Annotated in this window: 12 protein-coding genes; 2 read left to right on the forward strand and 10 right to left on the reverse strand. The window is 49.3% G+C overall.

Annotated features, from left to right (window positions below; genetic code table 11):
* Window positions 1-27: 27 nt before the first annotated feature.
* The 5 genes from H503_RS0100620 to H503_RS0100650 form a co-directional block, all read right to left on the reverse strand.
* Window positions 28-948, reverse strand: a complete 921-nt coding sequence (locus H503_RS0100620) for an AEC family transporter (RefSeq protein ID WP_016459641.1) — start codon at window positions 946-948, stop codon at window positions 28-30.
* Window positions 949-960: 12 nt separating this feature from the next.
* On the reverse strand, window positions 961-2,010 hold the full coding sequence (locus tag H503_RS0100625; protein WP_009015982.1) for an alpha/beta hydrolase: 1,050 nt from the start codon (window positions 2,008-2,010) through the stop codon (window positions 961-963).
* Between the two features lie 796 nt (window positions 2,011-2,806).
* Window positions 2,807-3,313 (reverse strand): cupin domain-containing protein, encoded by a 507-nt coding sequence (locus tag H503_RS0100640; RefSeq protein WP_014128800.1) that lies wholly within the window; start codon window positions 3,311-3,313, stop codon window positions 2,807-2,809.
* A 2-nt stretch (window positions 3,314-3,315) separates the two neighbouring features.
* Window positions 3,316-3,963: a flavodoxin family protein gene (locus H503_RS0100645; RefSeq protein ID WP_009015984.1), complete on the reverse strand. Its 648-nt coding sequence runs from the start codon at window positions 3,961-3,963 to the stop codon at window positions 3,316-3,318.
* Window positions 3,964-3,981: 18 nt separating this feature from the next.
* On the reverse strand, window positions 3,982-4,812 hold the full coding sequence (locus tag H503_RS0100650) for a carboxymuconolactone decarboxylase family protein (protein ID WP_009015985.1): 831 nt from the start codon (window positions 4,810-4,812) through the stop codon (window positions 3,982-3,984).
* Window positions 4,813-5,027: 215 nt separating this feature from the next.
* Between H503_RS0100650 and H503_RS0100655 the strand changes: the two genes are divergently transcribed.
* Window positions 5,028-5,480, forward strand: coding sequence for a MerR family transcriptional regulator (locus tag H503_RS0100655; RefSeq protein WP_009015986.1), 453 nt, complete (start codon window positions 5,028-5,030; stop codon window positions 5,478-5,480).
* A gap of 1,084 nt (window positions 5,481-6,564) precedes the next feature.
* On the opposite strand, the gene H503_RS0100660 is transcribed toward H503_RS0100655, so the two are convergent.
* Entirely contained in the window at window positions 6,565-7,272 is a 708-nt protein-coding gene (locus H503_RS0100660; protein WP_009015987.1) for an RraA family protein, read from the reverse strand.
* 69 nt (window positions 7,273-7,341) lie between these two features.
* A complete protein-coding gene (locus H503_RS0100665) occupies window positions 7,342-7,848 on the reverse strand; it encodes a transcription repressor NadR (RefSeq protein ID WP_009015988.1) in 507 nt (168 codons plus the stop codon).
* Window positions 7,849-8,053: 205 nt separating this feature from the next.
* Here H503_RS0100665 and H503_RS0100670 point away from each other — a divergent pair, with 205 nt between their 5' ends.
* The gene (locus tag H503_RS0100670) at window positions 8,054-9,124 is read left to right on the forward strand and encodes a DUF2939 domain-containing protein (RefSeq protein WP_226828293.1); all 1,071 of its coding nucleotides are present in this window, start codon (window positions 8,054-8,056) and stop codon (window positions 9,122-9,124) included.
* A 1,518-nt stretch (window positions 9,125-10,642) separates the two neighbouring features.
* On the opposite strand, the gene H503_RS0100690 is transcribed toward H503_RS0100670, so the two are convergent.
* The 3 genes from H503_RS0100690 to H503_RS0100700 form a co-directional block, all read right to left on the reverse strand.
* Entirely contained in the window at window positions 10,643-10,843 is a 201-nt protein-coding gene (locus H503_RS0100690; RefSeq protein ID WP_009015990.1) for a hypothetical protein, read from the reverse strand.
* A gap of 243 nt (window positions 10,844-11,086) precedes the next feature.
* Window positions 11,087-12,424: an MATE family efflux transporter gene (locus tag H503_RS0100695; RefSeq protein ID WP_009015991.1), complete on the reverse strand. Its 1,338-nt coding sequence runs from the start codon at window positions 12,422-12,424 to the stop codon at window positions 11,087-11,089.
* 321 nt (window positions 12,425-12,745) lie between these two features.
* The gene (locus H503_RS0100700) at window positions 12,746-13,585 is read right to left on the reverse strand and encodes a transporter substrate-binding domain-containing protein (protein ID WP_009015992.1); all 840 of its coding nucleotides are present in this window, start codon (window positions 13,583-13,585) and stop codon (window positions 12,746-12,748) included.
* Window positions 13,586-13,799: the final 214 nt, after the last annotated feature.

A 13,799-nucleotide genomic window follows, 5' to 3' on the forward strand; every position in this document is an offset into this window, starting at 1 on the left:
ATCCTTACCATTCTTTTTTTACAGCCCTCAGCCAAGTCCGGTGACAAGAGCAACTACCGGCATAGTGATGACCGCAGCGGCCGTTGTTACCGCAACACCTTGGACTGAAACAGGATAACCTTCTTTATTGTAGAGATTGGCCAAAAGAGGAATGACATTGCCCGACGGCGTAGCAAGGGCGGCCATCAAAACCGCAAGTAGGTAGGTGTTATCAACGAACTGTTTCAAGATAAGTGTCACAACAATGGGGAGAACAAGCATTTTGAGGATGGTAAAAGCAATAATCTTCTGATTGATGAGGCTCTTCCAGTCCGTATCAAGGAGGAAGGAACCCAGGAGCATCATGGCAAGAGGGCCCGTCATGCTCCCCACCATACGGATAGAACTGGTAAGGATATAGGGCAGTTTGATGCCGGACAGATAGATAACAATGGCAAGGACGCAGGATATCATGCCCGGATTAACGAGGTTCTTCCAGCGAAAAGGTTCCTTGGCGCCACCACCGCCCTTGATGGTTTCAATGACATAGGAGAAAAAGAGCAGGTTGAAGGGAATGAGAAGAACCGTCATATAAATGAGCGCTTCCTTTCCATAAATAGCATCCACCATGGGAACGCCCATGAAGCCGATGTTCGTAAAGACGACCATGACGTTCACGATGCCTTTTTCCGCCTTGCCATAGTGAAGGATCCTCGGAATGAGGAAGGCTGCGAGCATCAAGAGGGCCAGCATGACAACGACGACACCAAAAGCATAAAGAAGGGCACCGCCTTCCATATGGGGCCCATCTCCGGTCACACCGGAAAGGATGATGGCCGGATAAGCAACCTGCAGGACAAGCTGCGTAATCTGGCCCTGATTATCCGGCGTCAGGATATTCTTTTTCCGTGCCCAGGCGCCGACGACCATGATGATGACAAAAATCAGCATCTGCTGTAAGACTTGCATGATAAAACCTCCTTAGGAAAGGCCCTTGGCAGAAAGCCAGTCCGCCATGAGACCTGCAATGACTTCATTGTTTTTATCGGCCATGAGGAAATGGGTATTGCCCTTGATGCCAAGGTCGGGCAGATGGACGATTTCCGCCATCCCGCCGTGTCGGTTGACGCAGGACACAAATTCTTTTGCCATCATGAATTCGCTGCGCCACTTATCGGGGCCAATTTCATCAGTCGTGCCATCCGAAATGTGGTCACCATAAAAAAGGACCATGGGAAGCTTCGTCAGGGCAAGGAAGGACTCAAGGGGAACGCCCATGGCCTGGGCCTTGACGGGATCGTAGAGAGTCGGCACGGGTTCCGGTACTTCCCCTTCAGGAAAAATAAAGGGCGATCCACCCGGTTCAAAAGCGATAATGGCCTTGACCTTATCCGTGCGGAAGGGGGTGCGCCAGCCAATGGTGCCGCCCATGGAATGGGTCACGAGGATGGACGGGCCCATCTTTTCAAGGAGTGCGGCCATGGCATTGGCACTCACATCGTCATCAAGTTCGCCTTCGTACGGCGTCCAAGAGCGCTGGAACTGGTTATACGTCTCAGCGTCGCCAGCCATGGCCGAATCTTCGTAGGGGACGGGCGTATCCCCGTCAAAAATGCCGCAGCGACAAAGCATGTACATCGTCTTATCGGCATACAGAGGATTTTTTGCATAAGGATTGCGCCCGTCATCCGCTTTTAAGGCAAGACCGGCTTCCCCCATGCGGGGCTGGTCGATGAGGACCGTCGTGTAACCCTTGCGCAAAAAAAGGGTCTGAAAGCCTTCGCGGCCATCAGGCGTCGTTTCCCATGTCCGTTTGCACTGAGCGCCGCCGTGCTGAAAAATGAGCGGATAGGGACGCGCGTCCACGGGTACCTGGTAAAAGGCATAGGCATGGTCCCCATAGGCAATCTGTCCTTCTGGTTCAAGAAAATGGTCCGTGCGGAAAACGCCGTCATGTTTCAGCGTCGATCCGCCGATGGCAAAACTGCCTTGTTCAGCAATGATAAGAGGTTGTTTGGGGTTATTGGACATGGTTGGTTCCTTTCTTTTTTACTTGGAGCAGAAATTGCTCCGATTCGATGGAGTTAGGTGTCCCCATTACTGAAAAAAGATTTTCTTGATAGTAATGGGGACATGACCTATCGTAAGAAGTCACGTAACACAAATTCATTTTAAAGTCACCCAAAAAAATGCCGTCGTCGGGCGGGCCACTCCTAAGAATATTTTCGGATTGCAGAAGAAACCTTTTTTGCCTACGGTCCATATCGACCCATCTGCGTTGTCAAACGCATAACAAATGTCTGCTAAGTTTATAATGGACGCCGGCTATATGTACTCAAATGCGGATCCGGTACTTTGGCAGCTGCCTGGTCCTATAAAAGGCGGCTGTAAGGGAAAAGACCAGAATGCAAAAGAACCAAAAGGCGTGACTAGTCCGAAGCACAGGGGTATCGCTCTTCGGATTATTTCCCTTGGGATGACAAGAAACGTGTTTTCAGGGGCGAGGGACCAAAACCAGGAAAATTTTACAAGCATATATCATTAAAATTTCCTGGTTTTGGTGGTGGACGAGGACGCAAAGCGAACGTATCCTTGCAAGCGACAGCAAGGCTTATTCGCCCGGAGTCTCGAAGGACGCTTTTGGAGCGAAGCGGAAGTCCGAGAAACATGTTTGAGGGCGGATTAAGTTCGTTCCCACCCTTCGACGAAAGGACGTTTGGGGCCGAACTTACGGTCTTTTCACCAGCCGCCTCCGGTGGCCTTAGCCAAGGAAGGCCCTAATTATTTTGCCTTCCGCCTTAGCCGTTTGACGGGTACACCGTCAAACTCATTCGATATCAGGATGTACGACCGCCTCAAACCACTCCGTCGACACCCCTTCCTTCCGTTCCATCACAGCCACATGCTGAAAGGTGTGATGAGGTGCGGCACCATGCCAATGCTTGACGCCTTCGGGGATGGTGACACTCTTTCCAGGGAGCAGTTTCTGCGGCTTTTCACCCCAGATCTGGTAATAGCCCTCCCCTGCCGTTCCCAGAAGGATCTGGCAGGACCCATGGTGGACGTGCCAATGTGTGCGGGCGCCGTCATAAAAAGTCACGGCGGCCGCCATAGGCCCTATGCTTGATAAGGGGGCTACGTAGCTATCCCCCGTAAAGTGGTCCACATTGCGGGCATTGTAGACGCCGACAGGAAAGGCCGCCGCCTTTTCCTCTTCCAGTGCTTTTTGTACAACAGCGACGTCCGTCGGTGCAGCAAAAGTCGTTCCCACATTCATGATAAGGGCTGCACAAAATGACAGGAGACCTGCTTTTTTTAGGAAATTCTTTCGCATTCTCACGCCTCCTCTCCGTGGATAAAGTTCATGAAGGCGGCCGGCTCTTTTTTGGGCTGGGCAAGATTGGCCTTTTTTGCAAGCTCCATGGCTTTCAGGAGATAGGCCATATTGCGGCCCAATACGTGCAGGGTCCAGACCCCTTCCTTATCCTTAAGGACTTCTTCCGCCGTCGTGCCATGGACCTGGTTCCAATAGCGGCTCGAGACAATGGGCATTTCTTGGATGGCAAAGTACTTGTTCATCTCGTCAAAGGCCGCCGTGGTCCCCGCCCTGCGGGCACTGATGACGGCTGCGGCCGGTTTGAGGTAAAATGCTTTGTTGCCGTTTCCCCGTGCCTCAGAATAAAAAGCCCGGTCGAGAAACGTCTTCATATTCCCCGCAAGAGCCGCATAGTGGACGGGCGACCCAAAAAGAAAGCCGTCTGCCTCTAAGGCCTTTTTGCGGAATACATTCACGGCGTCATCAAAAACGCAGTCATGACGCTTGTCACACTGATGACAGGCGATGCAGCCACCAATGGGTTTGATGCCGATCCAAAATTCCTCCGTTTCAATTCCCTCTTCGTGGAGGACATCAGCCACAAGGCCAAGGGCTGTATGGGTGCAGCCATTTTTATGGGGAGAACCGTTTACAAGTAAAACTTTCATATTGATTCATTCGCTCCTTTATTTTTTAGGAAAAGCTTCGTTTGCAGCCCGCAGGTTATTGAGGGTCCGCGGGAAACCGACATAGGGGTTGAGGACCGTGAGCACGCCGATTACTTCGTCTTCCGTAGCTCCTGCCGCAAGATAGCCCCGCACATGGGATTTAAACTGCGGTTCGTCATTGCCAAGGGTGCCGATCGCTGCGACCGTGAGCATTTCCCGTGTCTTAAGATCCAAACTTCTGCGCGTGTAAATATCGCCAAAACAAAAGGCCGACAGGTCATCCTGCAGATGTTTTTGGTTAGCTGGCGTGTTTTTGCGCATAGTCACGATGCGCTCGCCATAAGTTGCAACCTGGAAGGCAAGGCCCTTTTCAAGGCGGTCTCCATCCGTCGTTGCGGCCTGGTTTTCAAGGGGCAGTTTCACCCCTTCTTCCTTAAAGACGCGGTTTACGCGTTCCATAGCTGTCAGCACCTTAGGAAAGCCAATATAGGGCGCCAGATGGTAAATGGCCTCGCGCACGTCAAGGGGCGTCACACCGTCAGTCAAGGCGCCGCGGACATTCTTTTCAAGTAAGTCTTGTGCCCCGCTTGCCGTGAGGGTTGCTATGGTCACAAGGTGCTGTTCCCGCCGCGTGAGACGGGCCTGTTCCATAATATCTCCATAAATATAGCCCTTCATCATAGCCTCAAGTTCTGGATCGGTCTTCTCAAGACCGAGCGACTGCTCTGCCATGGCGGTTTTGTAGTTTCTCTCCGCCACATCACTGCGGCCGGACCCAGCTGCTGCAAAACCGCTCCCACCTAGGATGCCAAAAAGACCAAGGGTCATGCCAATGATTTTCCAATTCATAAAAACACCTCATTTCCATTAGGATGGCTGTCATGGTTTCCATTCGATGGCCCCACTGTATCATCCGGGAGCAACTACCTGTCAATACTTTTTTCAAAGAAAAACAATTTGCTATTTAGCGGCATTTTATATATAATAACCGAAGCTCGTCATGTGTTTCTTTTTCGGTAATTAATACCGCAAAGCATCCGATACCCCTAGAAGGAGGAAACACAATGGATAAAGAAATCAAAGAGAAACTTCATATTGAAAAAGTCGTCAACACAGGAAGACTTTACCCCATGAAAGAAGCCTGTGAGCAAACGGGCCTTGCCTATGAAACCCTAAAATTTTACTGCAACATCGGCCTTGTTCCCGGCGTCAAACGGGATGCCAGGAACCGCCGCGTCTTTAACGACAAGGACATTTCCTGGATCAAGAGCCTCACATGCCTCAAAAACTGCGACATGTCCATCGAGGAAATGAAGGAATACCTCGCCCTGTGCCTGAAAGGCCAGTCCACCATCCCAGAACGAAAAGAAATGCTCATGAAAAAACGGGCCATCCTCATCAAAAAGCATAGCGAAATCCAGGCCGCCATTGAATATATCGACCTTAAACAGGATTTTTATGATGAAGTATTGAGCGGAAAGATCGAGTATTTCAGTAATCTGGTGGGGGAGGAATAAGTGTTGCTCTGCTCATAAAACGGAGGGCTAAGTTGATGAAGACCGTGAGGAAAAACACTGTGAGTCCGGCGCCAAATTGATTTTTCGATCACACGTCCTGCAAACAAGATTGCTTGGTGGATACTCCCGCCTTGGCAAGGCGGAACGGCTTTCACCGTGTCCAAAGCAAAAGGCCGTAAGGCGAAAGATTGTAAGGTAAAAACCATAAGAAAAGCCCAAAACCGAACGTAGACAGCGGTTCGATTTTGGGCTTTTGGTTTTTATTTAGCTTTTGTGAGAAGCTGTTCTTTTGGAAATATAGGGATCACAACAGCATCTGGTACGACCTGCGTCCAATCTTTTCCTTTAGAACTTGATGCAACGCATCGCTCCGCCTTGGTAAGACGGTAAGCGCATCGCCGATTGATTCGCAAGCTTCCATGTGCCTTAGAAAAAGCGATGCAAGAGATTCCGCAGGGTGGTTAAGTGAGTCGCCGAATTTTTCGTTTTCTCTTATGCTGAAAAATTCGTGCAGAAAGCTTACTCATAGGGCAGCGACGATAGGAGCAGTCGGAGTTTCCTCTGCCGGAAAGGCCGTTCTTCTGATGTGAAACAGCAGAGAGCGCCCCCTTTTATCCCTTACAGCCGCACCCGTATAAATCCATTGCGGCTGCGGAGGGAAAAGAATCGTCTTCGTGTACGACGGACCCGCTAAAAAATATATTGCCACTCATATTGTGACGAAATTTCCATAAACATTTATCAACATAGTTTCCCGGTTGTGGTGGTAGATGAGGAATGCCGTTGACGTTTCCTTGCGAGCGATTAGCGAGGCAGATTCGACCAAGTTCTGAGGCTGCTTTGGAGCGATGGCGAAAAGCCGAAGAACATGTTTGAAAGCGAATCATTTCGGATCCGTTTCCCCGTCAGGGGACGGTTTGGGTCCGGCGTAACTTGTGCCAACAAGTGCCTTAAAAGACCGTAGTGTATGGCGCCAAACCGCCCTACGGGAGGGCGTCGAATTGATCTTTCGATCATACGGTCCTACTGCCTTTTCGCTCGGCAGCATTGGCATCAAATCAGTTTGCTCTTTAGGCTGACGCCTTTACTTTTCCGAATGATCGGCCATATCTACAAACTCACAATTCAAGGCCTTTAATTTTTCATAGACCCAATCCTGGTTGCAGGATCCCGTTTCTTCGAGTTGGCGTAGGTTGGCCTGGTCCCGGGCCGTAATCTTCTTTGACTGTTCCAGGACCTGTTCGGCCTGGTCCGGACGAATAAAGACAATCCCGTCCGAATCGGCAACAACGATATCACCAGGATACACAATCTGTCCCCCGACAACAATCGGCACGTTGACTTCCCCCGGTCCGTTAAAGAATGGTCCGTTAGGGCTGACGCCTTTGGTAAAGACGAGAAAATCGTCCATTTCAGCAAGGGCCGCCGAGTCACGGGTTGCCCCATCGATGATAAGGCCCTTGACGCCGCGAGCTTTGCAGTATTTGGCCGTCACTTCGCCTGCCACGGCGCGGTCTGCGAACCCACCAGCATCGATGACAACAACATCGCCCCGTTTCGTATACTGGATTGCGGCGCGAAAAAGCAGGTTGTCCCCATGGGGCAGACGGATGGTAAAGGCCGTTCCCACGACAGAACGGGTGTATTTCTTAAGAGGCGTAATGCTGTGATCAACAGCCCCAAAACGGCTCATCGTATCGTCCAGATCGGACGTAGCAAGATCATAGAATTGGCGGACAAGTTCCTTTGGCGGACGCGTAAAGTCCTTGATGATGCGGCAACCAATATTCATATAATTATCTCCTTTTTTCTTTAAGTACCAAAATGCCATTATAGACGTTTTACAAAATTTTGCAAGCCTTTACTTAACCAAAAAGCCCGCCGCCTCTAGGGCCTCTTTAATCTCATTGAGGGCCTCCCTACTGGGAGCTTCCACGGTATGGTAATGGACGCCGCCAGCGATATTGGACAAGGGAGCTTCCGGATGGGCCCGGATGGCTTTCATGAAACGCTGCACATCCCGCCGACTCGATAGATTGAGTTTTCCTTCCAGCGTCCCATAGACAGGATGATCGATGGTCACGTTGCGGACCGTAGCTCCTGCATCAACGAAGATATTGAGTTCCTCTTCCATCCGTGACAGGTCGTGACGGACCTTGAAGCGATGCACGCGGCACGCCTCTCCCAAGATGAGATACCCCCGGTTTGTCGAAATGACCGGCACGTCCTGGGCGCGCAGAAGCGCGATATCTTGCACAATGACCTGACGGCTCACTTGAAAGGCAGCGGCAAGGACCGCCCCTGAAATCGGCGTTTTGGCTCCCTGCAGCCGCTGCCTGAGATTTTCGCGTCGTGTATGTCCATCCATCTAAATTGCCACCCTTCCTCTGATTAGTATTTGACCGACCTTATTAGGGCCATTTTTTCACAAATCACCTGTCCTGTCAATTTTCCCACTCGCCTTAAAAAAGAGAGATAAGATTTTACAAAAAAAATGGATTTTTACGGTTTCTTTGGCAGAAACCTGCTATAATGAGGAACGTGATTTTAATGTAGGAAAGTGAGTGAACACGATGGCAAATATGAATGACCGCTATATGGAAGAATACGAAGCGGCCCGCAGCGGCAGACCCAGCATCCAGGAAACGCTGACGAAGGCGCAGGAACAGGAACGAAAGAAAAAACGGCACCGCTATGAAAAAATAGGGGCCGCCCTCCTCGTCCTGATTGGTGCCTTGAGTTGGTACTTCTTCTACTACACCCAGACGCCGCAGTATACGGTCAAACAGATTCAAAAAGCGGTCCAGCAGCATGACGCCGTAACGGTCCACCAAAAAGTTGATATGGACGGCCTGCTTTCAAAGAGCACCGACGCCATCCGCGATGCCGAGTGGGAGCTCAATCCAGACAGCGAATTCACGGAAGAAGACAAGCCCGAATTCATCAAGCACATGAAAGAAGTCATCGATAACGGCATCCTGACCGGTGACTGGACTGACTCCTACCAAAAGACCCATCCCGAGCGGGCCCTCAAGGTCAACCTGGGAGACCTTTCCCTGACCGAGATCAAGGACGTGAAGACGCAAAAAGACGAAGCCCTGGTCAATGTCAAGATGAAAAATGATGCCAGTAAGAGCGATGACATCCTCGTCCTGCGCCTGCGCAAAGACAAAAAAGGCTGGAAGCTCGAGGAAATCATGAACCTCAAATGGTACTACACCAAGATCCTCAAAGGGGAAGGCATGACGAAAAAAGAAAACGCCCCCACCCCAGGAACGGACGCCGCCCTCTATGAAGCCGTCAAAAACAAGATTGCCGAAGAAGTCCCAGAAGCCAAAGTCATCTTGAACCAACTGCCGCAGGCATCGGGGACGAAGGGGACCAAGGAAATTACGCCGGAAGACGCCAAAAAAGTCGAGGACGCCGCCCAAAAAATGCAGACAATCTTGGAAAAACCGGTTGCCGGCAAAGTCCTCCGCTCCCTATTGGAACATCAGGATGAACTGCAGGCAAAGACCCAGCAGCTCCTTGAAAAAGTCCAGAACGGAAACAACACCAAGGAAATCGTGGACCAGCTGAAACAAAACGAGACCCTCCTGGAATGGGGGAACAAAATCCTGACCTGGGTCATCAATAACCTCTAACCCTAAGGACGTAAACGTTTGTCGCTTGCGTCCTTTTTTGCTGCCTCCTCAAGAGGGCGTGCGGCCCAAAAGATCTTCTGTCCTTTCCCTTTTTTCACCGGAACGGGGCGCGCCTTTCAACGTTAGAGGCCAGGACTGTCGTATCATGATCTTTGGATGATAGGAAAAACGATTCTCCTACGATAAACCGCATAATACTGCTCATCTTTTTTTCCACTCTGATTCCATCATCCGTGCCCCGTTCACGTTATTTATTTTATTGCAGCACTGGGGAAAGGTGATGCGGGGGCAGTCAATTGGACTGGATTTGTTCAGATCAAAGATCGCTCTGATTCACCACAATGACGTGCCTCCATTACACTATGAAAAATCTATGGAAGTAATGGAGGCATGACGATTCGTACCATGTTTCGTTCCTGATTGGGGATACCTTACGCCTGGGCGCCCCCCTCCTAACCACGTGTCGTCACTCCCGCGCCCAGCTCATCAAAGCGGGAGCTTTTTACAAATTCGTCCCATATGGGCCCATCTACTTTGTCGCCCGCGACCTCAATCTCCTCGACGTACACAAACCGTATGCCTCGTCGCTGAGGCCGGGAGCGCTTCGTATCTGAACCCATCGGAACCGAATTTGTAAAAAGCAAATGGAGTAAAAGAATAAAAAAGCAGCACTATTTTTCGTATCAACCCAGATACGTAATACCGAGAAATCTTTGTACGGCGTCGCCCTTCCGCTCTCGCGTTTTTCCTAGCATCTGGACCAATCTGGGCCATATTCGAAAAAGGTAAATGAAAAGAGACCGTGAGGGAAAAAATTTGAAAGTGCATCCCCATACAAAAAACCTCCCACCCCTACCAACTAGTAGGAACAGGAGGGCTTTTTCTCCTTATAAACTCTCATACTTAAAAGGAGTCATAGAAATGCAGGAGGCAAAGGATCTTCACTTTACTGAAAATTACCTGCCGCAGATCAGCAAAAAGTCAGGAATGGATTCGCTGCTACATTTATCCTCCAGGAACAAATGAAGAAACACAAATGCTTTCAAGCTATGGGATGAAGCAAAATGCAATGTCCACGACAGGCATTTACATTTTTGACAACCAGTTCCGCGAAGCACAGAAACTCGAGAGGTTTGAGCCATGCCGTCAAGAGGGGGAAACTCTTTTCTATGCTGTAACATATGGAAAAATAAACCCCAACCATTTCTTAAATGGGTAAAAAGGCATTACCTTGGTAAAGGTTCCCCGAAAGGCAATTTTGCAAAAGTTATCAGTCTTGCATCCGAGCAGGAAACCTTCCCGGAAGATGCCAATCTTGATATCACAATCAGCTCTCTCCAGACACGTTATGCCTGCAGCGAAACCATTCAAACAGCCACGAACCGGTGGAAGGAATACGTAAAAACGCATAATAAAAATTCTTTCTTTTTTCTTACATGCACCCTTCTTGCATAGTACAAAGGGGGTTCCTTATATCAAGCAACATAGGTGCCTTGGTCTTACAGCCAGTCCTTCAACTTATGACTCATACAGCCTATGGGCGCTTTCCATAAAGGCTTCCAATTCGTTTGCCATCAGACGGTTCGGGTTGTTGTAGTCCATATAAACACAGCAAAGCGTGCCGTTTTGCACCATCTCCACAGGGCAGGCAACAATCTTAGCAAGGTGCTGGTTTTTGAGGAGCCAAAATTCTCCAGTTTGCGGAATGGGTCGATCCATTGTCAGTTCCTTTCTTGAAAGAGGGTAGGTATCATCTTGTCATTTTTTCGTAAGTCTCCCCTAGTATAAGGCACTATCCGGATTCCTTGCAATATCTGGATTCCATTTACCATTTTAGGATGCAAGAAGTACAAAAAGCAGGACTCACTTTACGTCTTGCCTATCTTTTCGCATGTTTATGCTTTCATTATTCTGCTCCACTTGCCAGAACTTTACGGGCGTTATGGTACAGGAAAGGGTGCATTACGTTTTCCCCTTTTCCTTTCCGCGAAGAAAAGATATCATCTTAGGCAGCTCATAACAAGTCATGGCAATCCAGCCAATCAGCATGGCATAGGCAACGGAAAGAAAGCCCACAGAAAAATAAAATGCAAGAATGGCGCAGCTTGCGACGCGGACACTAATATTAACAACACTGCTGTAAAGGGTTGTGGATAGCTCACCCATTCCCCTGAAAAATCCCTGCATCACATTCGTCAGGGCGCACAGCAAATAGATCCAGCTCATGGTAAGGAGATAAGCCTCTCCCAATCGGATAATGGCCAGCTCTTGTGTAAAAAGGCCCAAGATCCGTCCACTTGCGCCATACATCACCCCAGCAAAGGCCAACACATAGATAAGGGAAAAGGAAAGACTTGCAAAAATACTCCTGCGCACCCGTGCGGACGTACCCGCTCCGATATTCTGGGCAATGAAGGTGGTCATGGCATAGGCTATCGTCGATAAAGGCACCATGGCATAATCTTCAAACCGGCTGCTGACGCTGTAGGCGGCAATGACGGTCGTACCAAGCGTGTTCACAATCGCTTGGGTGCCCAGTTTGCCAATCTGCAGGGAAGACTGCTGCAGGGCGCTCACCATACTGAAAGAAAAGATTTTTTTTACTATGGTCCACTCAACGGCAAGATGCTGCTTGATCGCAAGTTTACCCATAAAACTTGCAAGAAAAGGCAAACAGAACAAGGATGAGAGCAATTCGCAAAGGACCGTGCTTGCGGCAGCACCTACGATGCCCCAGCCAAAAACAACAACAAAAAGATAATCACCAAGAACATTGAGCCCCGCACTTACAGCGAGAATGAAGAGCGTCGTTTGACTGTCCCCCATGGCCCTTAGGACCGTTGAAAAATAGCCATAGCAAAAATGGAAAAAGAGCCCCACCATGATGATCCTCACGTAGAGCGCTGCTTCCGTTAAGATAGCCACTGGGACTTGAAGAAGAAGCAGGATGGGCCGCGCAAACATAATCAGCACGGCTGAAAGAGCAAGGGACACCAGGGCTCCTGCGGCAAGGCCGCTCACTATCTGGCGGCGCAGGGCTTCCTTGTCTTTTGCCCCATAGGCCTTACCAATAAGGATGCTTGCGCCAAGGCAGATGCCATTGATAAAAAGAAGTGAAAACGTCATGAGCGGATTGCTCGTTCCCACCGCTGCAAGAGCCAAATCCCCAATATAGCGGCCAACAATGGCACTATCGACAGCATTGTAGGTCAGGGTGAGGTAATTGGATAAAATAAGCGGCAGTAAATAAGAAAGAAGCTGGTGGGAAATATTTCCTTTTGTCAAGTCATGGGTTTTCACGGAAATCACCAACCTTATTATCTTTTCCACCGCAGGATGAGACGATAAAAAGCTTCCGCTGTCTTGATTATACCATTTACTAGGGGCTAACGGCATCTTTAAATGAAGGCTAGGAAACTGAAACTGCAGTCTGGAAGATCCAGCTCGACCACTAAAGCAATCATAGCTTACCCTTCCCTTTCTGTAGCTTAACAGTCCTTATCCAAGAAACACACCCTCTTCCCGTTGACCTATCCGTTAGTTTCATCGCCTCCCTTCGCATAAAAAACGACCGAATACAGTTTTCTGCATTCGGTCAGGGGAATACATGATGATAATCTTTTACAGTCCCAGTGCTTTTTCTGCACTTTCCGGCAGGTTCGGGGCTTTCTGGTTGAACCATTTCTTATAGAGTTTTGCATACGTGCCATCTTTTTTCATATCCGCAATGGCTTTATTGATGGCATCCTTGAGTTCTTTATCGTCTTGATTTAGGACAAAACCCAAGAGTTCCGATTTAGAATCAGGGATAGGAATGACGCGGACTTTTCCCTTGCCTTTACCTTCAAGGGTGGAAAAATATTCACCCACCGGTTTGTCAACGATGGCAGCTGGCGCATTCCCAACCTGGACTTCGAGAAGGGCGTTAGCGCTGGAGTCAAACTGTTTAGCCACCATACCGTGGCTTTCGGCGTATTTGGCACCTGTTGTGCCAACCATAACGGCGACGTTCTTGCCCTTAAGATCAGCAGCCGACTGGACAGGACTATCCGTGGGAACAACAATGGCCAGTTTCGATTCGTAGAAAGGCGCCGCAAAGGCAACTTTCTTAGCCCGCTCTTTTGTCATGGTCATACCTGTAGCGGCAACGTCGACTTGTTTTGATTGGATGGCCGGAATGATACCGTTAAAAGGAATATTTTCCATCTGCGGCTCGCGGCCAAGGCGCTTTGCCACTTCCCGGATCATATCGATTTCCATGCCTTTATAATCGCTTTCGTCGCCACTCGTGCCTTTATCTTTAAATTCAAAAGGCACATAGGTTGCATTTGTCGCAATCTTGAGAACTTTTTTAGCGTCCGCGTTTTTTGCCGTCTCTTTATTGGTACCGCAGGCCGCGACTGATAGGGCAAGTGCGGCACCCAGTCCGGCGGCAAGAAGTTTTTTATAAATCTTTTTCATGATAGGACCTCCCTGTAAGCATGGGATTATTATACAGCTAAGCGAATTTTTATGCAACAAGAATCAATCCTTCATAATAGGCCAAATGTCCCTATACGCCTTGAGGAATACAGGAGCTTTTTTAGTGCAATCTCAATCGGTCTCTCGAGGATCTCTTTTCCATGGAATCAGTGCAGTCAGCGCCCTTTGTGGATTCTTCCTAAAAAGACGCATG

This window comes from Acidaminococcus intestini DSM 21505, assembly GCF_000425045.1.
GTDB classification, from domain to species: Bacteria; Bacillota; Negativicutes; order Acidaminococcales; family Acidaminococcaceae; genus Acidaminococcus; species Acidaminococcus intestini.